The following is a 21222-nucleotide window of genomic DNA, read 5'->3' on the forward strand; positions in this document are numbered from 1 at the left end:
TCAGACCCGCTCGGCCGGGGTGCCGAGCCGGCCGGCGAGGTCGCGGACGCGGACGCGGACGGCGATGTCGTCGCGGACCAGCCGCATCCGCTCCATGCCCTCGATGCCCTGCTGGGAGGGCTCGACGGTGTCCCACCGCTCCACCTGGGTGCCCTCGACCGGCTCTACCTGCGCCTCCTGGCCCAGGATCACCACGACGTCAACGGCGCGCACCCGCTCCTCGGTGATGACCTTGGGCTGCTGGGTGGTGATGTCGATGCCGAGCTCGGCCAGCGACGCGGCGGCCTCGGCGTTGACCTTCGTGCCGGGTGCGGTGCCGGCGGAGTGGACGTCGACCGCGTCACCGGCGAGGTCTGTCATCAGGCCGGCGGCCATCTGGGACTTGCCGGCGTTGTGCACGCAGACGAACAAGACGCTGGGCTTGCCGCTCACGAGGCGCTGCTCACGCCGGTGGGGACGACCTGCAGCTCGGCCAGCAGGCCGCGGATGCGGGTTTCGATCTCGTCCCGAATCGGGCGCACCGCCTCCACGCCCTTGCCGGCGGGGTCGGTGAGCGCCCAGTCCAGGTAGCGCTTGCCGGGGAAGATCGGGCAGGCGTCACCGCAGCCCATGGTAATGACCACGTCGGAGGCCTCGACGGCGTCGGTGGTGAGCACCTTCGGGCGCTGGTCGGAGATGTCGATGCCGACCTCGGCCATCGCCGCGACCGCGGCGGGGTTGACCTGGTCGCCTGGGACCGAGCCGGCGGAGCGGACCTCGACGGCGTCGCCGGCCAGGTGGCGCAGCCAGCCTGCGGCCATCTGGGAGCGGCCGGCGTTGTGCACGCAGACGAACAGCACGCTGGGTCGGTCACTCACGGGGTCTTCTCCTCGATCTTCGGGCCGGTCTCGGTGCGGCCGATCTCAGTGTGGGCAGTCTGGGTGGGGCTGGCTGCCGACGGTAGGGGGTCGATGCTGGTGGGGCGGTGCTCCCGGCTCCACGCCTGGGCGGCCATCTGGACGGCGTCCCACGGGGAGCCCAGCGGCGGGGTGTAGGCCAGGTCCAGGTCGGCCATGCCCTCCACCGTCATGGCGTGGAACAGGGCGGTGGCGTAGACGTCGGCGCGCTTGGCGACCTCGCTGCCCAGCCGGCCGACCAGCTGGGCGCCCAGCAGGCGGCCGGTGTCGGCGTCCGCGGTGACCCGGATGGTGATGGGCTGCGCGCCGGGGTAGTAGGCCTTGCGGTCATCGGGGCTGGTCTGGGTGGTGACCGGCGTGAACCCGGCGGCGATCGCTTCGTGCTCGAGCAGGCCGGTGCGGGCGGCGACCAGGTCGAAGACCTTGACCACCTGGGTGCCGACGCTGCCGGCGAAGCGGGCGTGCCCGCCGACGGCGTTGGCGCCGGCGACCCGGCCCTGCTTGTGCGCGGTGGTGCCCAGCGGCAGGTAGGTGATGCCCATCAGCCGGTGGTGGGTGATGACGCAGTCGCCTGCGGCCCACACGTGGGGCAGGCCGGTGGCCATGGTCTCGTCGACCACGACCGCGCCGCCGGCGCCCAGGGTCGCACCGGCCTCGACCAGCAGCGCGACGTCGGGGCGGACCCCGGCGACGATGACCACCACGTCGAAGACCCGCTCCAGCTGGCCGCCGGTGGCGGTGACGGCGATCTGCCCGTCTCCGGTGCGGGCCAGGGCGGTGACCGAGGTACCGGTGAGGACCTCGACACCGTGAGCTTCCATCTCCGCGCGCACCAGGGCGCCGAGCTCCGGGTCGACGGTGGCCAGCACCTCGGCCGGGCGCTGGGCGACGGTGGTGGCGATGCCGCGGGCGATGAACGCCTCGCTCATCTCCACCCCGATGTAGCCCGCCCCCACGATGAGCGCTGAGCGCACGGGGCGGTCGGTGAGGCTGGCCATGAGGACGTGGGTGTCGCCGATGGTGTGCAGCAAGTGCACCCCCTCGGCCGGTCCCAGACCGCCCTCACCACCGACACCGGCGATGGCCGGCAGCGCGGGGTGGGCGCCGGTGCCCACGACCAGCTCGTCGTAGGCCAGCAGCTCGGTGCTGCCGTCGGGGTTGGTGAGCGCCACGCGCTGCCCGGCGACGTCGATGCCGGTGGCCCAGGTGTTGACCCGCAGGGACAGCCCGGCGGCCTCGAGGTCGGCATAAGTGCGGTGGGCCAGGGACTGCCAGGGCGCCACCTCCCCGGAGACGTAGTAGGGGATGCCGCAGATGGAGAAGTTGGGGTAGGCGTCGGCGACGACGACGGTGACCTCGGCGGTGGGGTCCAGCTCGCGGGCGCGCAGACCTGCGGAGATGCCGGCGTCGGATCCGCCGATGACGACCAGGTGGGTCATGCGCCGAGCTCGGCGAGCAGGCCGCGCACGCGGGTCTCGATGTCGGCTGCGATCGCATCGACCCTGGCCGCGGGCTGGCCGGCGGGGTCGGTGACGTCCCAGTCCAGGTAGCGCTTGCCCGGGTAGACCGGGCAGGCGTCGCCGCAGCCCATGGTGATGACCACGTCGGCGGCCTGCACGACGTCGTCGGTCAGCGGCTTGGGGAAGGCGTCGGTCACCTCCATGCCGCGGGCGGTGAGCACCTCAAGGACGACCGGATCGACCTCGTCGGCGGGCATGGAGCCCGCCGAGCGGACGTGCACCCGCCCCTGCGACAGGTGCTCGACCATGGCGGCGGCGATCTGGGAGCGACCGGCGTTCTGCACGCAGATGAACAGCACCTCCGGCGCTTCCTTGGCCAGCACCCCCTTCGCCTGCGCGAGGGCGGTGAGCCGTTCGGTGGCGAAGCGGCACGTCAGCACCGGCAGGTGCGTCTTGACCTTGGCGGTGCGTCCCAGGGCGGCGTAGGACTCGAAGACCATCCGCTCGACGGTCTCCCGCCCCACCATGCCGGCGAAGCGGGTGGCGAGGTCCTCCACGTGGCGGGCGAGCACCACGTTGGGGTCCAGCAGCCCGGGGAACCCGGGCTGGCCGGTCGGGGCCTCGACCTGGGACGGGTTCGTGGACTGGGTCATCGTGACGCTCCCTCGTTGCTGCGGGCGGGGACGGTCGGGTCACCGGGGAACCAGCGCCGGGCGGCCCAGAGTGATACGTAGACCAGCGCGACCAGCACCGGCACCTCGATCAGCGGGCCGACCACACCGGCCAGCGCCTGCCCGGAGGTGACGCCGAAGGTGCCGATCGCGACGGCGATGGCGAGCTCGAAGTTGTTGCCGGCCGCGGTGAACGCCAGCGTCGCCGTCTTGGCGTAGCCAAGCTTCAGCTTCATGCCGAGCAGGAAGGACCCGCCGAACATGAGGGCGAAGTAGGCCAGCAGCGGCAGCGAGATGCGGACGACGTCCCAGGGGGCGGAGGTGATCGCGTCACCCTGCAGGGCGAAGAGCATGACGATGGTGAACAGCAGCCCGTAGAGGGCGACCGGCCCGATCTTCGGCAGGAACCGGGACTCGTACCAGTCGCGGCCCTTGGTGCGCTCCCCGATCGTGCGGGTGGCGAACCCGGCGACCAGCGGGATGCCCAGGAACACCAGGACGCTCACCACGATGGCCCAGACGCTGAACTCCGCCGAGGTGGTCGACAGGCCGAGCCAGCCGGGCAGCACCTGCAGGTAGAACCACCCCAGGGCGGCGAAGGCAAAGATCTGGAAGACGGAGTTGATCGCGACCAGGACGGCGCCGGCCTCGCGGTCACCGCAGGACAGGTCGTTCCAGATCAGCACCATGGCGATACAGCGGGCCAGGCCCACGATGACCAGGCCGGTGCGGTACTCGGGCAAGTCGGGGAGCAGCAGCCAGGCGAGGGCGAACATCAGCGCCGGGCCCAGCAGCCAGTTCAGCACCAGCGAGGCACCCAGCAGCCGGCGGTCGCCGGTGACCCGGTCCAGTTCGGAGTACCGGACCTTGGCCAGCACCGGGTACATCATCAGCAGCAGGCCGATCGCGATCGGCAGGCTGACGTCGCCGACCTTCACCGCGTCCAGGGCGTCGTCCAGGCCCGGGATCAGCCGGCCAAGGAGCAGGCCCAGCGCCATCGCCACGATGATCCACACCGGCAGGAACCGATCCAGGGTGGACAGCCGCGCCATCACCGGGGTGTCCAGGTCGGTGTGCGGCCGGGGTGTCTCGGCGACAGTGTCGCTCATGCGCGGTGGTGCCCTTCTCGGATCAAGCATCGACGATTGTCGATGCGATCGTGGCTGAGGTATCGACAGGTGTCAATGAAGGCAGCATGATGGCCTGGTGAGTACCGAGCTGCTGCCCTATCCCTCGTCGGTGGCCGGCGCCTGCTGCGCCCCCCTGGTCGGCCAGCCGCTCACCGCCACTGAGGCCACCGACCTGGCGCGCACCCTGAGGGCGATCGCCGATCCCGCCCGGCTCCGGCTGCTGTCCCTGGTGGCCGCCCACGAGGACGGCGAGGCCTGCGTCTGCGACCTCACCGAGCCCCTGGGGCTGTCCCAGCCCACGGTGTCCCACCACCTGAAGGTGCTCGTCGACGCCGGCCTGCTCTCCCGCGACAAGCGCGGGGTGTGGGCCTACTTCGCCCTGGTTCCCGGGGCCCTGGACGCACTGGCCGGCGTACTGAGCACTACAAATGCGCCAGTCGGCTTCAAAACGCCAACCAGCTGCTGAGAGCCGGCACCCGGACCGCTATCGGACTGGCTCTGGCGGAAGCTGAAGTCAACCGGGGCTGGAGACGAAGCCACCCAGCGTGGGCCGGCCTGCGTGTGGTCGTTGCGCGGCTGGAAGGACGAGCACCGCATCACCCCACTTGACGCGCTTCGGTCGTCAAGCACGGCTGGCCGGCCGGCGGCGCTAGGCACGCCGCGGCAGCTGACGCCAGGCCCACATGGCGGAGGTCAGGTCTGGCGCCTGATGGCCTTCGGCAGTTCGGGTCATCCGCTGACTCGCCGGTGCTCCACTCGGACCGCACCTCACAAGGGCGTGGCACAGTTCGTCCCGCACAGATCCAGCGGCTCGCCGCGCAGTCCCGACCTCGTGCCCACCACGCGGGATGACACGTGATGAGCACGCAGCGCCGGAGGACGCCACCCTATGAACGAGGCCACCCGCACGCCGGCGGACTACGCCCAGGCGTACGCCTCCTGGCATGAGGACACTCCCGTTCCCGGGGCCCTGGATGCCCGGCTCACCTTGCAGCTGGGGTCCCTGCGCGGGTTGAGCGCGGTGCGCCAGCAGGTGCAGGTCTTCTTACTCGCATCACTGGACGCAGAATCCGACGGCGTCCTCTCGCTAGCTGCCGAGGACTCCGTCGAGCAGGCCATCCTGGTGATCGACGAGCTGACGTCCAACGCGCTGCGGCACGGCGACCCGCCCTCCACCCTGCACATTGCCGACCAGGAGGGCAGGTGGGTCGTGATCGTCACCGACAGCGCCCCCGACCGGCTACCCACCCCGGCTCGGGAACGCCCCGCCGGTCAGGGCGGCTACGGGCTGTACCTGATCGCCGACCTCACCACCGCCCACGGCGTCCACCGCGACAGTGGACGCAAGATGGTCTGGGTCTCCATCCATAAGCCTTCCTGATCCTCGCGCCGCGACGTCTCACCCGAGGAATCGGCCCGGCGCCCTGATTGTCGTCGCTCTCGCTGGCCCGCCGCTGTCCTCCGCCGATGTACCGAGCTGATCAGCCGTCAGTTCATTGCCGCTGGCGGTTCGGGTTGCCTCCGATGTAGGGGCAGCCGTCGCAGCGGGGTGTGGAGCGGCAGCACTTGTCGTCCGGGTCAAGGGGCGACGGTTCGGCGTCGGTGCTGTCAGTGGCGCGGTTGGTCACGGCGGCCATCATGATCGGGTGGGACAGCAGGCATGTCGGCGGCAGCGGTCACCGCTGAACGGACGGGGCGCCGGTTGGCTGCCTGGTCGGGCTGGCTGCCGGGGTTGAAGCGGCAGCAGGTAGCCGCAGGCGCTTGAGCAGCAGGGCGTTGACCGCGACGATGAAGCTGGACCCGGACATGGACAGGGCGGCGATCTCCGGTCGCAGGACGAGGCCGAAGGCCGGCTCGAACACTCCGGCGGCGATCGGGAGCGCGATCGCGTTGTAGCCGATCGCCCAGCCGAGGTTCTGGCGCATCTTGCGTCGGGTGCCGCGGCCGATCTGCAGTGCCGTGGGGACGTCGAGTGGGTCGGAGCGCATGAGGACGACGTCGGCGGTCTCGATCGCGACGTCGGTGCCCGCGCCGATGGCGATGCCCAGGTCGGCCTGGGCGAGGGCTGGGGCGTCGTTGACGCCGTCGCCGACCATGGCGACCCGCTTGCCGGCGCGCTGGAGTTCGGTGATCTTGGCGGCCTTGTCGCCGGGGAGGACGTCGGCGATCACGCTGTCGATGCCGAGTTGCTCGGCGATGCGGCGGGCTGTGGCTTCGTTGTCGCCGCTGAGCATCACGACGTCGACGCCGAGGTCACGGAGTGCGGCGACCGCGGCGGGCGAGGTCTCCCGCGGGGCGTCGGCGAGGGCGATGACACCGGCCGGGTGGCCGTCGACGGCGATGAGGACGGCGGTCCTGCCGCTGTCGGCGAGCTGGTCCCGCCGGCGGCCCAGCTGACCGAGTTCGATGCCTTCATCGGCCATGAGGCGGGCGTTGCCCACCAGGACGCGTCGCCCGTTCACCTGGGCGCTGGCCCCGTGACCGGGGACGTTGCGGAAGCCCTGTGCGGTGAGGACGGGCAGTCCGCGGCTGTCGGCGTGCTGGACGACGGCGGCGGCGAGGGGGTGTTCGGACTCCCGCTCGACGGCGGCGGTGAGGGCCAGCAGCTTCGCCTCGGTCATGTCGTCGGCGATGACGTCGGTGACCTCGGGCTTGCCCTTGGTGAGGGTGCCGGTCTTGTCCATCACGACGGTGTCGATGCGGGCGGAGGCCTCGAGGGCAGTGGCGTTCTTGAACAGCACGCCGCGCTGGGCGCCCAGGCCGGTGCCCACCATGATCGCGGTCGGGGTGGCCAGGCCCAGGGCGTCGGGGCAGGTGACCACGACGACGGTGATGGCGAAGAGCATGGCGGTGGCGAAGGAGGCACCGGCTGCCAGCCAGACGGCGAAGGTCGCGCCTCCTCCGATCAGCGCGACGAACACCAGCCAGAAGGCGGCCCGGTCGGCCAGCCGCTGCCCGGGTGCCTTGGAGTTCTGGGCTTCCTGCACCAGGGCCACGATCTGGGCCAGTGCGGTGTCCGCGCCGACCTTGGTGGCTCGCACGCGCAGGGTGCCGGTCGTGTTCACCGAGGCACCGATGACGCCGGAGCCGGGAGTCTTGGTCACCGGCAGGCTCTCGCCGGTGACCATGGACTCGTCGACCTCGGACTCACCGTCTTCGACGGTGCCGTCGACGGGGATCTTGGCTCCCGGCCGGATGAGCAGCAGGTCCCCGGTGGTCACCTCCGCGGTGGGCACCTCGACCTGCTGACCGTCGCGCAGCACGATCGCGCGCGGTGGTGCCAGTTCCAGCAGGGTGCGGATGGCGTCGTTGGCGCCACCGCGGGCGCGCATCTCGAACCAGTGGCCCAGCAGCACGAACGCGGTGAGCACCGAGGCGGCCTCGTAGAACACCTCGCCGCCGCCGGTCAGGGTGATGGCGAGGCTGTAGACCCAGCCGGCGCCCACCGCGACGGCGACGAGCACCATCATGTCCAGGGTGCGGGCCCGCAGTGCCCGGTAGGCGCCGTCGAAGAAGATCCAGGCGGCGTAGAAGACCACCGGCAGGGACAGCAGCAGCGAGAACACGTCGTCGCGCATGCCGAACGGTGCCGCCACGGTGAACCCGAGCACGTCGCGGCCGATCGGGGACCACAGCAGGATGGGGATCGACAACGCGGCGGCGATGAAGAACCGGTTGCGCATGTCGCGGACCATGTCGTCCATCGCCATCGAGCCGTGGTGCCCGCCGTGACCCATGGCGTCCTGGGGGCTGGGGCCGGCTGGCTGCTCGTGCCCTGTCTGGTGACCGGCGGCGTGGCCGTGCTCGCTGTGCGGGGCAGGCTCAGCGTGCTGAGCGTGGTCGCTGGTGTGTGTGGCCGGGTCGCTGGACCTGTGGGCGTGAGCGTGGGAGTGGGCGGCCGGCGCGGGCTCGGTCTGCGGCTGGCAGACGTGCGTGGGCACTGACTGGCCGACGCAGTGGTAGCCGCAGTCCCGCACCCAGTCGGTGAGCTCGGTGACCGTCGTCGTCGCAGGGTCGTAGGCGACGTTCGCGGTCTGGGCGACCGGGTTGACCTCGACCGCGTGCACGCCGCGCTGGCGGGACAGCCTGGCCTCCACGACGGCTTTCGATGAGGCCCGCAGCATGCCCGAGACCTCGATGACCGTTGTTGTTGCTGGTGTCGCCACATCACCCTCCGTGTGCCGGTTCGGTTCGTGCGCGAGCTGTCGTGGTTGTCGACGGTGTGGTGGGTGGCTGACGCCGCTCACTGGCTGGTGGCGGCCAGGCTGGTGAAGCGCCGCAGTCGCAGGCTGTTGGAGACGACGAACACCGAGGAGAAGGCCATGGCCGCGCCGGCCAGCATCGGGTTGAGCAGGCCAGCAGCGGCCAGCGGCAGGGCCGCGACGTTGTAGGCGAAGGCCCAGAACAGGTTGCCCTTGATGATCGTCAGGGTGCGGCGAGAGAGCCGGATGGCGTCGGCGGTGGCCCGGAGGTCTCCTCGCACGAGCGTGAGGTCGCTGGCTTCGATGGCGACGTCCGTGCCGGTGCCCATGGACAGCCCCAGGTCGGCCTGGGCCAGGGCCGCGGCGTCGTTGACCCCGTCGCCGACCATGGCCACGACCTTGCCGCGGGACTGCAGGCGCTTGACCACGTCGACCTTGTCCTGGGGCAGGACCTCGGCGATCACCTCGTCGATGCCGACCTTCGCCGCGACCGCCCGGGCGACCGTCTCGTTGTCACCGGTCAGCAGGATGGGAGTCAGGCCCAGCTGACGGAGCTCTGCGATTGCCTGGGCCGAGGTGTCCTTGACGGCGTCGGCGACGACCAGCACGCCTCGTGCGGCTCCGTCCCAGCCGACGGCCACGGCAGTGCCGCCGGTGGCCTCGGCGGCGCTCATGGCCTGCTGGAGGTCGGCGGGCAGCCGCTGGGACCAGTCGGCGAGCAGCCGGGTCCGCCCGACGATGACGGCGTGGCCTTCGGCGACGCCCTGGACGCCGAGCCCCTCGGCGTTGAGGAAGCCCTCGACCGGAGGAAGTGACCCAGAGCGGTCCCGAGCCGCAACGGCGATGGCGGCGGCGATGGGGTGCTCGGAGGCATCCTCCAGGGCGCCGGCCAGCCGCAGCACCTGATCGGCGTCCTCACCGGTGCCGGCGATGACGTCGACCAGGGTCATCCGCCCGGTGGTGACGGTGCCGGTCTTGTCCAGCACGACGGTGTCGACCTTGCGGGTGGACTCCAGGACCTCGGGTCCCTTGATCAGGATGCCCAGCTGGGCGCCGCGGCCGGTGCCGACCATGAGGGCGGTCGGCGTGGCCAGCCCCAAGGCGCACGGGCAGGCGATGATCAGCACGGCGACGGCGGCGGTGAAGGCGACGGCGAGGCCGGCGCCGGTGCCGATCCAGAAACCGAGGGTGGCCACGGCCAGGGCGATGACCACGGGCACGAAGACCCCGGAGACGCGGTCGGCCAGCCGCTGGACCTCGGCCTTACCGTTCTGCGCGTCCTCCACCAGGCGCGCCATCTGGGCCAGCTGGGTGTCAGTACCGATCCGGGTGGCGCGGACGACGATCCGGCCGCCGGCGTTGACCGTCGCCCCGACGACGGCGTCACCGGGACCGACCTCGACGGGCACGGACTCCCCGGTGAGCATCGAGGCATCGACTGCCGAGGAGCCTTCGGTGATGACGCCGTCGGTGGCGATCTTCTCCCCCGGGCGCACGATGAACAGGTCCCCGGGGGCCAGCAGGTCGGCGCTGATCCGCTCCTCGCGGCCGGAGCGAAGCACCGAGACCTCCTTGACGCCCAGCTCGAGCAGCGCGCGCAGGGCGGCGCCGGCGCGGCGCTTGGACCGGGCCTCGAAGTAGCGGCCGGCGAGGATGAAGGTGGTGACCCCGGCGGCGGCCTCGAGGTAGATGTTCCCGCTGCCGTCGGTGCGGCTGATGGTGAACTCGAACGGGTGGGTCATCCCCGGGATGCCGGCGGTGCCCCAGAACAGGGCGTACAGCGACCAGCCCAGCGCCGCCAGGGTCCCCATGGAGACGAGGGTGTCCATGGTGGAGGTGCCGTGGCGCAGGTTCGTCCAGGCCGACTTGTGGAACGGCCAAGCCCCCCACACGACCACGGGGGCGGCGAGGGTCAGCGACATCCACTGCCAGTTGGTGAACTGCAGCGCCGGGATCATGGCCATGGCCACGACGGGGACCGTGAGGACGGCGGAGATCAGCAGGCGCTGTCGCAGGGTACGCACCGGGTCGGCCTCTACCGACTCGGTGGAGGTGTCTGTGCTGGCCCGGGGCGGTGCGGGGAGCTTGGCGGTGTACCCGGCCTGCTCGACCGTGGCGATCAGCGTCTCGGGTGCGATCCCGCCGGCGTAGGTGACCCGGGCCTTCTCGGTCGCGTAGTTGACCGTCGCGGTGACGCCGTCGAGCTTGTTGAGCTTCTTCTCGATCCGTGCGGCGCAGGAGGCGCAGGTCATGCCGCCGATGGTCAGCTCGACCTGGCCGCCGTCGGTGGCCACGGTCTGCGCGGGGTGGGCTGCTGAGCTCATCGGTCCTCCTGGGACGCTGCGTGCTTGCGTGGGTCCGCGGTGCCGGTCTGGGCGCCGGACGCGGGGTGGCTCAGTCGTCGGCTGGGTGGTCGGTGCCTGGCTGCATGTCGCCGTGGTCGGTGCCGCCGGTGTGGGGCACCTCGGTCACCGCGGCCGGCTCGTCCCCGATCGGGCCGACCAGGCTTCCGATCCCGGTTGCTGCCGCGAAGACGACGACGAGGCCCAGGACGTAGGAGCTGATCTTCAGTGGGGTGTTCATGGAGTCCTCCTGAACCGGGCCGGTGAGGGTCGCCCGGTCCCATCCGTCTGCGGTGGCGGGACCGGGCGAGCGGGCCTCAGCGGCCGGCGACCTGGTAGCCGGCCTCTTCGACCGCGGCCTGGACCGCGGAGTCCTCGACCGGGGTGTTGCTGGTGACGGTCAGGCCACCGCTGGCCAGGTCGACAGCGACGTCGGTGACGCCGGGCACCTGCCTGACCTCCTCGGTCACGGAGCTGACGCAGTGGCCGCAGGTCATGCCGACGACGGTGTAGGTGGACGTGGTCATCTGACTTCTCTCCTTGCAGTGGTTGCGCGGCGAGCCGCAGGGGGCCCGCCGCGACGCCGCGCGGGTCGCGGGCGCCGGGTCGGGGTCAGGAGCGGACGAGGCGGGCGATCGCCTCCGACGCTTCCTGGATCTTGATGTCGGCCTCGGGGCCGCCGGTGGCGGCGGCGCGGACGACGCAGTGGTTGAGGTGGTCATCGAGCAGTCCCAGAGCGACCGACTGCAGGGCCTTCGTCATGGCTGAGACCTGGGTGAGGATGTCGATGCAGTACTTGTCGTCCTCAACCATCCGCTGCAGGCCTCGGGCTTGGCCCTCGATCCGGCGCAGCCGCTTGAGGTAGTCGTCCTTGCTGCTGATGTAGCCGTGCTGACTGTGCGCTTCCTCGGTCACCTTCTGCCTCCTCCAGGTCGCGGCGGGTCGTCCGCGCCACCCATGGAAGAGAGTACCCCCCCGGGGTATGCCTGCCAAGTGGTTGGTGCGGCCGCGATCTACCCGCAACAACGAGGACTAACCGGCTTAGTAGATGCGGGGTGGGGTAGGTCCGTCGGCGCCGGGGGTGGCCACCAGGGCGAGCCTCCACACCTGAGCGAGGAGCAACCGTGACTGTTGTCGGGCAGATGCTGGAGACCTATCCCAAGGACCTGGGCGGGTTGGACCGCCAGAAGCTGCAGGAGTGCATCGAGGCGTGCTTCGAGTGCGCCCAGGCGTGCACCGCCTGCGCGGATGCCTGTCTCAGCGAGGACATGGTCGCCGAGCTCACCACGTGCATCCGGACCAACCTCGACTGCGCCGACGTCTGCGACACCACCGGCCGGGTGCTGTCCCGGCACACCGGCTACGACGCCAACCTCACCCGGGCGGTGCTGGAGGCCTGCGCCGCGGCGTGCAAGGCCTGCGGGGACGAGTGCTCCCAGCACGCGGAGATGCATGAGCACTGCCGTGTCTGCGCCGAAGTCTGCCGGCGTTGCGAGGCCGCCTGCCGCGCGCTGCTGAACTCCCTCGGCTGAGCCGCCCAGCACATCGGACCGCCTGACACCCCGCGCCCGGTACCCCGGGCGCGGGGTCAGTCCCGGAGGTCGGTGAAGGTCTGTCCCCCGTCGCGGGACTCCGCGATGGCGCTGCCGGTGACCACCAGCACCCGGCTGCCGCCGTCGGGGGTGCTGCCGACGTCCATGGCCTGCGGCGGGGCAGCCAGGTCCGCGGCAGGCTGCCAGGTCAGGGCGCGGTCCTGACTGGTCCACACCTGACCCTGGGGGTCGACGCCGACGGCTCCGCCGCCATCGGGTGACCAGTCGACGAGCTGGAGCAGCGGGGCCCCGGGGATCGGTGCCCAGGTGCTGCCGGCGTCGGTGGAGTGCAGCAGCCCCTGTTCGGTGGTCGCCAGCACCTGGTTCCCGTCCGGGCCGGCCGACAGGCTGGCCGGCGCGGACGGGATCTGGAGCTGCTCCCAGGACAGGCCGTCCGTGCTGCGCTGCAGGGTGCCGTCGTAGCCCAGAACGCCGGCGGGGCTGGCGGTGAGGGCGTGGAAGTCCGACTGGCCCTGCCGGGACAGCGGCTGCCAGCTCTGACCCTGGTCGACCGACTCGATCAGTCCGACCGGTTCCGGCAGGTCGACGCCGGGGCCTGGGTGACCGGAGGCCAGGTAGCGCCCGGGCGCGGCGACGGCGAAGCCCATGAGGTCGATGGTGGGCCCCACCTGGACGTCACCGTCGGCGGACAGCCGGAACAGCCCGTTGTGGGCAGCGACCAGGACGGCGTCGCTGCCGGCTTCACCCGCCACCCCGTGCACGTGGTTGAAGTCCGGCGGGTCGGTCTCCAGGTGCGGCGCCGGAGATGAGTTGCTCGCCTGCCCAGCGACTGCAGAGCAACCGGACAGCAGGCCCACGACCACCAGTGCAAGGCCGCTGACAGCCGGCAGTGCGCGGGGCCTTGCGCGAAATCGATCGGTGCCAGTCACAGGAAGAAGTCCCCCAGTCCGGTTGCTGCCAGCCATCCACGTAGCCAGAAGATCAAGGTGTCCCACAGGCCGGTGACCAGCAGGAGCCCGAGTCCCACCAACAGCCCGCCGCCCACCCGCATCACCGAGCGGGCGCGCCTGCGAGCCCAGGTGGAGAAGCGCAGCGCGTGGCTGGCCCCCAGTGCCATGGCGAGGAACGGCAACCCCAGCCCGAGGCAATAGGCCAGGCCCAGCAGAGCACCTCGGGCGGCGGACGCCTCTGTGTAAGCCAACGTGTTCACCGCGGCGAGAGTCGGCCCCAGACACGGTGTCCAGCCGAGACCGAAGACGACGCCGAGGACCGGGGCGCCGGCCAGTCCGCCTGTGGGGCGGTGATGGATCCGCCGCTCCCGTTGGAGCCAGGAGAACCCGCCCAGAAATGCAACGCCCATGAGGATGGTGAGGACGCCGGCTACGCGAGTGAGCACGGGCGACCACTGCAGCAGAATTCTGCCCAGGCCACCGAAGAGAGCGCCGAAGGAGATGAAGACCGCACTGAACCCGCAGACGAAGAGAAGCGCGCCGAGCAGTACTCGCCGTCGCCCGGCGATGCGCACCTGGGGCGGTGCGAGAGCCGTTGATCGACCGAGCGACCCCGATGTGGACGACCGGTCCACCGCCTCGCTGGCCGGTGCAGCGACCGCGGCTTCTGCACCCGCGAGCCCAGTGATGTAACCGATGTAGCCAGGCACCAGTGGAAGACAGCACGGAGAAGCGAAGCTGATCAGACCCACCAGGGCAGCTATGAGCAGCGCAAGCACCAGTGACCCATCGGTGACGATGCCGGCGAAGGTCTCACCGAGCGCGCTCACGAGCCATCCTCCGCGAGCAACGCATTCAACGCCGACCGCAGGTCCTTCTGCAGAACCGCACCGGTGTAGACAGCGGCCACGTCGCCCCGCGAGTCGAGCAGGATGGTCGAGGGAACCACGTTGGCGGGGAAGCTGCGGAACCTCAGAGCCACTTCACCCCGCGGGTCATACAGCGACGGGTACTCGGCCCCGGCGTCGGACATGAACGCACTGGCCAGCTGACGCTGGTCCTTCACGTCGACCCCGAGGAACTGGACCCCCTGGCCTTGAAGGTCGACGTGAACCGCCTGCAAGTCCGGTGTTTCTAGGCGGCAGGGCGCACACCAGGATCCCCAGAAGTTGATGACGGCCACCTGGCCGGCCAGGTCATCGGAAGTGAAGGGTGCTCCATCCAGGAGCTCCCCCCTGAACTCAGGTGCCGGCGCCCGGTCAGCAGGGGCGATCACCTGCCCGGCTTCGGTCACCTGCGTGAACTCGAACTCAGAGGCTCCAGCGCCCTTGTCCGATGACGAACAACTGGTCAGGAGCACGAGCGACACGACGCAAACGACCAACGTCAGCGCTCTTGGTGGCCTGAGTAAGCGGATTGGCGCGTGCGGATACAAGCTGAGGACCTCCGGAATCGACGACGCAGAGGCGCAGCCTCCGCACCGTGGACCGGCGGGCGCTGCGGCCGATGAGGCGGACCGGTGGCGGCCCAGCTGTGTACCGAGCCGCCACCGGATCGATCCGTCAGCTCCCAAGCTCAGCGAGCAGCGCCTGCATCTCCTCGATCTCGGCGGCCTGAGAGCTGGCGATCTCCTGAGCCAGGGCGATTGCGTCGATGTTCTGACCATCAACCATCTCGGTCTTGGCCATGTCAACCGCTCCCTGGTGGTGCTCGGTCATCATCTCCAGGAACATCCGGTCGAAGTCGGCGCCGGAGGCGGTCTCCAGCCCCGACATGTCCATGTTCATGTCCATGCCGCCCATGTCTCCTGAGCCGTGGTCCATGCCGTCCATGTCATCGGACTCAGACTGTCCCCAGTCTTCCAGCCAGCCGGTCATGGTCTGGATCTCGGGGTCTTGAGCGGCTTCGATCCTGCTGGCGAGCTGCAGGACCCGGGGGTCCTGAGCGCGTCCGTCGGCCAGCTGCGCCATCTCCAGGGCACCCTCGTGGTGCGGGATCATGCCCTGGACGAACTCGACGTCGGCTTCGTTGAACTCAGCCGACACACTCGCCGAGCTCGAGCTGGCAGCGCTGTTGTCATCCGAGCCGTTGGAACAACCGGCGAGGACGATCACGCCGGCGATGAGCCCTCCGGTGAGGCGGGTAAGGCCAAGGGCGGTGCGGGTCATTGCTTCTCCTGTGGATGAGATCTGGGTGTGAACGACTGACCCGATGCACGCGGGAGCGCGCCGGGTCGGCGATTCGGCCTAGATCCGCAGGAGACAGAGAGAAGCGAGGTCCGGCGGTCTGGGGAGCTGGATGGAGTCCCACCACGATCTGGCCCGGACCAGGCCCGCTCCTCGGCCACCGGGTGGAGTTCTCCGGATCAGGAGTACGGCGGCCAGGAAGGCCAGTCCGGCGAGCAGGATCCCCAGGCACACCGCCAGAGCATGAGCGCCGCTGTGGACCGGTGCGGGGTGGCTGGAAGCCTTGGCTCCTGGCGCGACCTTCCCCCCTGTCAGGGCGTCAGCGGAAACGGTGGTCACGACCGAGGCTGCGACCACCGTCACTTCTCCCCCCGCACCAGCCGGCGCAGCTCTCATGTGAGCCATGTCGGTGTGGGTGCCGGTGTGGGTGCCGCCTACGTCTGCGCTCACGCACTGCAGCCCGTGCATGGAGAACACGGCAGCGAGGACGAGCATCGCCAGCATGCGAACCGAACGCATCGTCCCCCCCTTCTCGCGCGCCTCCCCAGACACTACTACGCCCTGTAGTACTGAGCGTGGCCGCCGACTCGACCCACGGGCGACCCGGGACATCCGGGCCCCGCGGGCCGGCTCGTCAGGGGAGGATGCGGCGGGCTCCGGCGTAGCCGGACATGTCCACGCTGCCGACGCTGACCGGCTCGCCGAACGTCGTGGCGTGGACCATCTGCCCGCCACCGATGTAGATGCCGATGTGGCTGATCGGGCTGTAGTAGTAGACGAGATCGCCAGGCTGCAGCTCCGCACGGGAGACCGCACGCCCCATGGACGCCTGGATCTTGCTGGAGTGCGGCAGGGAGATGCCGGCGGCGGCAAAGGCGTACTGGGTCAGCCCTGAGCAGTCGAAGGCGTCCGGCCCGCCGGCGGCCCACACGTACGGGTCGCCCACCTGCGCAAGCGCCGTGTCGATCACCACCTGAGCGGCGTCACTGCCCGCATCCACCGAACCTGCCGGAGGCGCCTGCAGCGACTGCCCTCCGTGGGCGACATCGGCCTCCTGCTGCTGCTCAGCAGTGAGGGTGGCGTACTGGGCCTTGTAGCCCTCGATCTCGGTCTGCAGTTGCTCCTGCTGCGCCTCGACCGATCGCAACTGGGCCTCGGCCTCGGCCGTGGCCTCCGCCGCCGCAGCGCCTGCGCTCTCCGCAGCTGCGCGTGCCGCAGCCACACGCTCGAGGACGTCGTTGTGATATCCGGCGACAGACTCCAGGGTGGCGACCCGTTCGAGGAACTCGTCCGCAGACCCGCTGGTCATGAACGCCTGCAGGGACCCCAGGGCGTCACCGGTGAACGCGGTCTGCGCGACAGTGGCGATCTGGTCTTCCAGGGCGGCAAGCTGGGCATCAGCCTCCGCCAGCTGGGCGGCGGCGCCAGCCGCGGCGGCCTGCTGCTGGGCGAGGATCTCCCGGGCCTCGTTGAAGTCCTCGGTGAGGACTTCCAGCTCATGACCTCTCTCGGCCGCGAGCTGGGCGGCCTGCTGGCCGGTGGTCGCCTCATCCGGCGCGGCGATGGCGCTGCCCGGAGTCAGGCCCATGCTGGCCGCACCCAGCAGCGCCAACACCGTGAGACGGGTGAGGGGTCGCCGTCCAGGGCGGGCGGTCACTGCTCGACGGGTGCTTCCGGCACGAAGTGTCGCCACGGGTGGCGGCTCCTGTCTTCCATGGCCGCCTACCGAGTTAGCTGACGGGTTCGGGCGGGAAGTCGCCCGTCGCGTCCGCCCACGTGGGCGGACGCGATTGACCCCAGGACTGCGGTGGGTCCCCGGTCCTCGGCTGTTGCCCGAGGTTCGGCGGCGCCGGGTCAAGGCCGCCCCATGGGCGACGACAACTCTTCCCGGCGCCGCTCAAAGTAGGGCCGGGGCAACTCCGCCACCACGTCCTCCTATGCGTGTTGAGTAGTTGGTACTGGAGTGACCACTGAGGTTCGATCGGGCACCCGAAAGCGTCAGATGCCGGTATGTCCGTCTGGTGCGGCCCATACGATTGGTCCGGTTGTACGAACTGAGCCAGGCCGCCGGCCCGGCGTGGGGCACACGCCCGTGTCGACGCAGCAAGCAGAGGAGCGGCCATGCCCCGGCTGGGCAAGCTCGAAGCCGCCGTGATGGACGTCTTGTGGTCCAGCGACTCGCCGCTGACCGTGCGCGAGGTCCTCGAGCGGATGCCCCCGCAACGGAATCTGGCCTACACGACCGTGATGACCGTGCTGGGGAACCTCTTGCGCAAGGGACTTCTCGACCGGGAGCCGGTGGGCCGTGCGTTCAGCTACCGCCCGACCGTGACCCGCCAAGGGGCGGCGGCCGCCTCGCTCAGGGAGATCCTGGACGCATCGGAGGACCCGCGGTCGGTGCTGCTGCACTTCGCCGAGACAGCCACCGACGAAGAGTCTTCTGTGCTGCGTGAGGCGCTCGCACGGCGAGCCGCGTCCTCGTGATCGGCATGATCGCCGTCCTGCTGGCGGGTACGGCTCTGGGCGCGCACGGGCACCGCCCATTGCTGTGGCTCGCCGATCGGCGGGTCGATCCGACCATCCTGTTGGTGGGCTGGTCACTCCTGACGGTGGGGCTCGTGGCCTCAGGCCTGGCCATGATCGGCCTGCTCGCCCTGCCGATGGACCAACACGAGGCCAGTGGGCTGTTCCAGCTCGTGGGGGGGTGCTGGACAGCGGTCACCACGGGCACCGTGCCCGCCTGGCAGCAGACTGTCGCCGGAGTCAGCCTGATCATGGCCGCGACCATCGTCGTGCGGCTCGGCAAGGCCGTCGTGAGTCGTGCGAGGTCGGTGAGGCGGCACGCCCCGCACGTCGAGCGGCTACGTCTCCTGGCCCTCAGCTCCTCATCAGGCGAGCCACTGTGGGTTCCTGACCAGCGCGCGATGGCCATGTCCATCGGCGGCCGACCTGGAGTGATCATCGCCTCCGATGGCTTACGGGCACAGCTGCCTCCCGAGGCGGTGACGGCGACACTGGAGCACGAGCGGGCTCACCTGCGCGGACACCACCATGCTCTCGTCACGGTTGCTGAGACGTTGGCTGCTGCGCTTCCGTGGTGTCCTCTGCTGCGCGCGGCGCCAGCCGCGACTCGGGACCTGGTGGAACTGGCCGCCGATGCGCAGGCGGCTCAGCGGTGCGGGCCCGAGGCCGTGCAGGTCGCACTGCGCAAGATGACCGGGCAGCCGGTTCTTCCCTTCGGGTTGGCCATGGCTTCCCGGCTCACCGAACTGCGGATCAGTCGGCTCGGAGGGTCCGGTGACCGGCGCATGCGCCGTCTTCTTCGCTGGCCGGGGGCTCTGGCGATGGCGTCCGGAGCTCTCCTGCTGCCCGCAGCGACCACGTGGCTGGGTGTCAACATCGTGCTGTGCGCGGTCACCTGATCAGCGGTTCCCCGAGTACTGAGTCTCACAAGGGCCATCGCACGTCCGCCTGCTTCGGCTCCTGAGGTTCCGCCGTTGGGACCCCCTGGTCCGTCGACCCACTCCACGCACCGATCCGTCTGATGCGTCAGGTCCAGACTGATCGATGGCTCCTCGGCCTCAAGCGCGCCAACTTCACTGCCGTTACTACTACAACCAGTAGTAGCGATGTGAAGTGAGGACGAGACCTGATGCGCACCGGACGTCTTCGACGTGGCGGCTCCAGCAGCACCCTCGTGCAGGGCGCTGGCAGCAGCCTCCCGCGCCGGATGACGGGGCACCGTCGCGGCTGGTCTGCTCGGCTGCGCCCGCTCGCAGGCCGCTCCCCACGGCATGAGCCAGGGCGTCGAGCAGGGTTGCTAGCCATCGCGGTGGCCGTCGTCCTCATCGGCCCCCTGGGGGCTCCGGCGCTGGCCGCACCCACCAACCCCAGTGATGCCGCCCTGTCGTCTGCTCGCAGCGCGCAGGACGTGGCCGCAGCGGAGGTCGGTCGCATCTCGGCTCTGGTCGCAGCCGCCGAGTCGGACCTGGAGCGGGCCGGCGTGGTCGTCGAGGCGGCGAATGAGACCTACCGGGTGGCGCAGGGTCAGCTCGAGGAGGCGGAGGCCGCGGCCGCGGCCGCCGCAGCCGCGCTGGCGGAAGCCGAAGAGGCCGTGGGCGTGGCCCAGGCGGACGTCGCAACGCTGGGCCGGGAGAGCTACATGCGCAATGACTCGATCAACGGCCTGGCGGCACTGCTCAGCGCTGAGGGTCCGGCTCAGCTGCTGGAGCAAGCTGCCACCCTGCAACTGCTCGGCGACCAGCGCACCGCCATGCTCGACCAGTTGCGCGTTGCGGAAGCGCGTCAGCTCGACACGGACGCAGCGGCTCGCACGGCCGTTGCAGAGAAGGACGCTGCCGCGCAAGAAGCGGAGCAGGCGAAGGCCGCCGCGGAGTCCCAGCTGTCCGTATTCCAGGCGACTGCCCAGGCCACCAGCGCCCAGAAGGCAACCTACGAGCGGCAACTGCAGGATGCCCAGATCAACCTGCTGACGCTGCAGGGGCAACGCAACGCGTACCAGGCATGGCGGGATGAGCAGGCGAGGCAGCAGTCCGCGGAGGCCGAGCGGACCGCCGCCGCAGCCAAGGGGGCAGCCGAGGCCGCCGCCCGAGCGCGGCAGACGCCCGTGCCGCCCCCGCGCTCCGCCAACACCGACAATGCGCTCCGAACTCCGGTGACCGGCGGTGGCGTTGCACCGACCAGTGGCCGGTTCACCACCTGCTTCGAGATGCGCTGGGGTGTGATGCACAACGGCGTGGACATCGCCGCGCCCATCGGGACACCGATCTACGCCCCAGCCTCCGGTCGGGTACTCCGTGCGGGGGAGGCCACCGGTTACGGCCTGGCCGTCTACCTGCAGCACGACGACGGGTCGGTGTCGGTGTACGGGCACGTCAACGACTACTTCGTGACCGCCGGCCAGCGCGTGTCGGCCGGCGAGGTGATCGCGGAGGTCGGCAACACGGGGCAATCGACCGGCCCGCACCTGCACTTCCAGGTCAACACCGCGGGCCTGCACGCCGGTGCGGTGAACCCCATCTCGTGGCTGGCTGCCCGCGGCGTGTCCATGGGCGGCCGCTGCCGGTGATCTCCCACGGAGGGCCGGTGCACCGCTGGTGGCGCGCGGTGCTGCTCACCGTCGCCGTCCTGGTCGTCGTGGGCCTGGCATGGCAGGTCGACGTGCCTACGGCCACCGCGGTGCGCGACCGCTTCCGTGCTCCTGGGCCGGCGGACTGGTGGCTCGCACTGCTGGGCCTGTCGCTGGCCTTGTTGCTCCCGACTCCCCGCTCAGCGTTGTCGGTACTCGCCGGCGCGGTCTTCGGACTGTCGGCAGGCCTGGCGCTCGTTCTTGCTGCTGCCCTGGCTGGCGGGATCGGCGGGTTCGGCGCGAGCCGCTGGCTCGGCCGCAGCCTCGTTCAAAGAGCCTTCCGGCAACGCCTCAACCGGGTCGACGAGGTGCTGAGCCGTCACGGCGTGCTGGCGGTGCTGACGGCTCGCATGCTGCCTGCGCCACCCTTCGCGGTGGTCAGTTATGCCGCCGGCGTCAGCGGGATCGCGCTGGTCCACTTCGCGGTCGGGACGGCTGTTGGCGTCATTCCTGGGTCCGTGCTGTACGTCAGCCTCGGAGCCGCGGCAGGCAGTGCCGACGGCTGGTGGGCTGGACTGCAGGACCGGCCGTGGCTGGCCAGCCTGGCGGGACTCGTCGCCGTGGCCCTCCTCGCGCTCTGGTGGCTGCGCCGTGGGCGGCACAGCCACCAGAGCCATGAGGAACCGGAGACCTGAGGTCGCGCAACGACGGTTCAGCGGCCGCGGCCGCCGAGATCTGGCCTC

At 70.6% G+C, this 21222-nt stretch carries 22 protein-coding genes and 1 riboswitch; of the genes, 7 read left to right on the forward strand and 15 right to left on the reverse strand.

Annotated features, from left to right (window positions below; all coding sequences use genetic code 11):
- From ACJTNH_RS11130 to arsB, 5 genes are read right to left on the reverse strand one after another with little or no spacing between them, the layout of a single operon-like run.
- Window positions 1-432 carry an arsenate-mycothiol transferase ArsC gene (locus ACJTNH_RS11130; protein WP_458175560.1) on the reverse strand — a complete coding sequence of 144 codons (432 nt, stop codon included), beginning with the start codon at window positions 430-432 and terminating at the stop codon, window positions 1-3.
- Complete coding sequence (locus ACJTNH_RS11135) at window positions 429-857, reverse strand: arsenate reductase ArsC (protein ID WP_458175562.1); 429 nt, start codon at window positions 855-857, stop codon at window positions 429-431. The genes ACJTNH_RS11130 and ACJTNH_RS11135 overlap by 4 nt, the downstream gene beginning before the upstream one ends.
- Window positions 854-2335: an FAD-dependent oxidoreductase gene (locus tag ACJTNH_RS11140; RefSeq protein WP_458175564.1), complete on the reverse strand. Its 1482-nt coding sequence runs from the start codon at window positions 2333-2335 to the stop codon at window positions 854-856. The genes ACJTNH_RS11135 and ACJTNH_RS11140 overlap by 4 nt, the downstream gene beginning before the upstream one ends.
- On the reverse strand, window positions 2332-3009 hold the full coding sequence (locus ACJTNH_RS11145) for an arsenate-mycothiol transferase ArsC (protein ID WP_458175566.1): 678 nt from the start codon (window positions 3007-3009) through the stop codon (window positions 2332-2334). The genes ACJTNH_RS11140 and ACJTNH_RS11145 overlap by 4 nt, the downstream gene beginning before the upstream one ends.
- Window positions 3006-4136, reverse strand: a complete 1131-nt coding sequence (gene arsB / locus ACJTNH_RS11150) for an ACR3 family arsenite efflux transporter (protein ID WP_458175568.1) — start codon at window positions 4134-4136, stop codon at window positions 3006-3008. Before arsB ends, ACJTNH_RS11145 begins: the two co-directional genes overlap by 4 nt.
- Window positions 4137-4233: 97 nt before the next feature.
- Between arsB and ACJTNH_RS11155 the strand changes: the two genes are divergently transcribed.
- Entirely contained in the window at window positions 4234-4623 is a 390-nt protein-coding gene (locus tag ACJTNH_RS11155; RefSeq protein WP_458175570.1) for an ArsR/SmtB family transcription factor, read from the forward strand.
- A gap of 423 nt (window positions 4624-5046) precedes the next feature.
- Entirely contained in the window at window positions 5047-5538 is a 492-nt protein-coding gene (locus tag ACJTNH_RS11160; protein WP_458175572.1) for an ATP-binding protein, read from the forward strand.
- Between the two features lie 295 nt (window positions 5539-5833).
- Here ACJTNH_RS11160 and ACJTNH_RS11165 read toward each other — a convergent pair whose 3' ends face one another.
- From ACJTNH_RS11165 to ACJTNH_RS11185, 5 genes are all read right to left on the reverse strand, one after another.
- A complete protein-coding gene (locus ACJTNH_RS11165) occupies window positions 5834-8404 on the reverse strand; it encodes a heavy metal translocating P-type ATPase (protein WP_458175574.1) in 2571 nt (856 codons plus the stop codon).
- Complete coding sequence (locus tag ACJTNH_RS11170; protein WP_458175576.1) at window positions 8401-10683, reverse strand: heavy metal translocating P-type ATPase; 2283 nt, start codon at window positions 10681-10683, stop codon at window positions 8401-8403. Before ACJTNH_RS11170 ends, ACJTNH_RS11165 begins: the two co-directional genes overlap by 4 nt.
- Window positions 10684-10753: 70 nt before the next feature.
- A complete protein-coding gene (locus ACJTNH_RS11175) occupies window positions 10754-10942 on the reverse strand; it encodes a hypothetical protein (protein WP_458175578.1) in 189 nt (62 codons plus the stop codon).
- 76 nt (window positions 10943-11018) lie between these two features.
- Entirely contained in the window at window positions 11019-11228 is a 210-nt protein-coding gene (locus tag ACJTNH_RS11180; protein WP_458175580.1) for a heavy-metal-associated domain-containing protein, read from the reverse strand.
- 85 nt (window positions 11229-11313) lie between these two features.
- Window positions 11314-11616, reverse strand: a complete 303-nt coding sequence (locus ACJTNH_RS11185) for a metal-sensitive transcriptional regulator (protein ID WP_458175582.1) — start codon at window positions 11614-11616, stop codon at window positions 11314-11316.
- A 209-nt stretch (window positions 11617-11825) separates the two neighbouring features.
- Here ACJTNH_RS11185 and ACJTNH_RS11190 point away from each other — a divergent pair, with 209 nt between their 5' ends.
- Entirely contained in the window at window positions 11826-12233 is a 408-nt protein-coding gene (locus tag ACJTNH_RS11190) for a four-helix bundle copper-binding protein (protein ID WP_458175584.1), read from the forward strand.
- A 56-nt stretch (window positions 12234-12289) separates the two neighbouring features.
- On the opposite strand, the gene ACJTNH_RS11195 is transcribed toward ACJTNH_RS11190, so the two are convergent.
- The 5 genes from ACJTNH_RS11195 to ACJTNH_RS11215 all read right to left on the reverse strand — a co-directional run bounded on the left by ACJTNH_RS11195 (window position 12290) and on the right by ACJTNH_RS11215 (window position 17005).
- Window positions 12290-13111, reverse strand: coding sequence for a F510_1955 family glycosylhydrolase (locus ACJTNH_RS11195; protein ID WP_458175586.1), 822 nt, complete (start codon window positions 13109-13111; stop codon window positions 12290-12292).
- A gap of 68 nt (window positions 13112-13179) precedes the next feature.
- Window positions 13180-14034: a cytochrome c biogenesis CcdA family protein gene (locus tag ACJTNH_RS11200; protein ID WP_458175588.1), complete on the reverse strand. Its 855-nt coding sequence runs from the start codon at window positions 14032-14034 to the stop codon at window positions 13180-13182.
- Window positions 14031-14573 carry a TlpA family protein disulfide reductase gene (locus ACJTNH_RS11205; RefSeq protein WP_458175590.1) on the reverse strand — a complete coding sequence of 181 codons (543 nt, stop codon included), beginning with the start codon at window positions 14571-14573 and terminating at the stop codon, window positions 14031-14033. Before ACJTNH_RS11205 ends, ACJTNH_RS11200 begins: the two co-directional genes overlap by 4 nt.
- Window positions 14574-14766: 193 nt before the next feature.
- Window positions 14767-15372 carry a DUF305 domain-containing protein gene (locus ACJTNH_RS11210; RefSeq protein ID WP_458175592.1) on the reverse strand — a complete coding sequence of 202 codons (606 nt, stop codon included), beginning with the start codon at window positions 15370-15372 and terminating at the stop codon, window positions 14767-14769.
- A 652-nt stretch (window positions 15373-16024) separates the two neighbouring features.
- Window positions 16025-17005, reverse strand: a complete 981-nt coding sequence (locus ACJTNH_RS11215) for a C40 family peptidase (RefSeq protein ID WP_458175594.1) — start codon at window positions 17003-17005, stop codon at window positions 16025-16027.
- Between the two features lie 89 nt (window positions 17006-17094).
- A riboswitch (cyclic di-AMP (ydaO/yuaA leader) is annotated at window positions 17095-17246 on the reverse strand.
- A gap of 265 nt (window positions 17247-17511) precedes the next feature.
- Here ACJTNH_RS11215 and ACJTNH_RS11220 point away from each other — a divergent pair.
- From ACJTNH_RS11220 to ACJTNH_RS11235, 4 genes are all read left to right on the forward strand, one after another.
- Window positions 17512-17874: a BlaI/MecI/CopY family transcriptional regulator gene (locus ACJTNH_RS11220; RefSeq protein ID WP_458175596.1), complete on the forward strand. Its 363-nt coding sequence runs from the start codon at window positions 17512-17514 to the stop codon at window positions 17872-17874.
- Complete coding sequence (locus ACJTNH_RS11225) at window positions 17871-18812, forward strand: M56 family metallopeptidase (protein ID WP_458175598.1); 942 nt, start codon at window positions 17871-17873, stop codon at window positions 18810-18812. Before ACJTNH_RS11220 ends, ACJTNH_RS11225 begins: the two co-directional genes overlap by 4 nt.
- A 410-nt stretch (window positions 18813-19222) precedes the next feature.
- A complete protein-coding gene (locus tag ACJTNH_RS11230; RefSeq protein ID WP_458175600.1) occupies window positions 19223-20479 on the forward strand; it encodes a peptidoglycan DD-metalloendopeptidase family protein in 1257 nt (418 codons plus the stop codon).
- 17 nt (window positions 20480-20496) lie between these two features.
- Entirely contained in the window at window positions 20497-21174 is a 678-nt protein-coding gene (locus ACJTNH_RS11235) for a TVP38/TMEM64 family protein (protein WP_458175602.1), read from the forward strand.
- Window positions 21175-21222: the final 48 nt, after the last annotated feature.

Source organism: Modestobacter lacusdianchii (genome assembly GCF_054177765.1).

What these genes read in the sequence shown, in the direction of transcription:
- ACJTNH_RS11140 (WP_458175564.1), bottom strand. Translation starts at nt 2,335, where the DNA reads ATGACCCACCTGGTCGTCATCGGCGGATCCGACGCCGGCATCTCCGCA.
- ACJTNH_RS11145 (WP_458175566.1), bottom strand. Translation starts at nt 3,009, where the DNA reads ATGACCCAGTCCACGAACCCGTCCCAGGTCGAGGCCCCGACCGGCCAG.
- arsB (WP_458175568.1), bottom strand. Translation starts at nt 4,136, where the DNA reads ATGAGCGACACTGTCGCCGAGACACCCCGGCCGCACACCGACCTGGAC.
- ACJTNH_RS11160 (WP_458175572.1), top strand. Translation starts at nt 5,047, where the DNA reads ATGAACGAGGCCACCCGCACGCCGGCGGACTACGCCCAGGCGTACGCC.
- ACJTNH_RS11170 (WP_458175576.1), bottom strand. Translation starts at nt 10,683, where the DNA reads ATGAGCTCAGCAGCCCACCCCGCGCAGACCGTGGCCACCGACGGCGGC.
- ACJTNH_RS11175 (WP_458175578.1), bottom strand. Translation starts at nt 10,942, where the DNA reads ATGAACACCCCACTGAAGATCAGCTCCTACGTCCTGGGCCTCGTCGTC.
- ACJTNH_RS11180 (WP_458175580.1), bottom strand. Translation starts at nt 11,228, where the DNA reads ATGACCACGTCCACCTACACCGTCGTCGGCATGACCTGCGGCCACTGC.
- ACJTNH_RS11210 (WP_458175592.1), bottom strand. Translation starts at nt 15,372, where the DNA reads ATGACCCGCACCGCCCTTGGCCTTACCCGCCTCACCGGAGGGCTCATC.
- ACJTNH_RS11220 (WP_458175596.1), top strand. Translation starts at nt 17,512, where the DNA reads ATGCCCCGGCTGGGCAAGCTCGAAGCCGCCGTGATGGACGTCTTGTGG.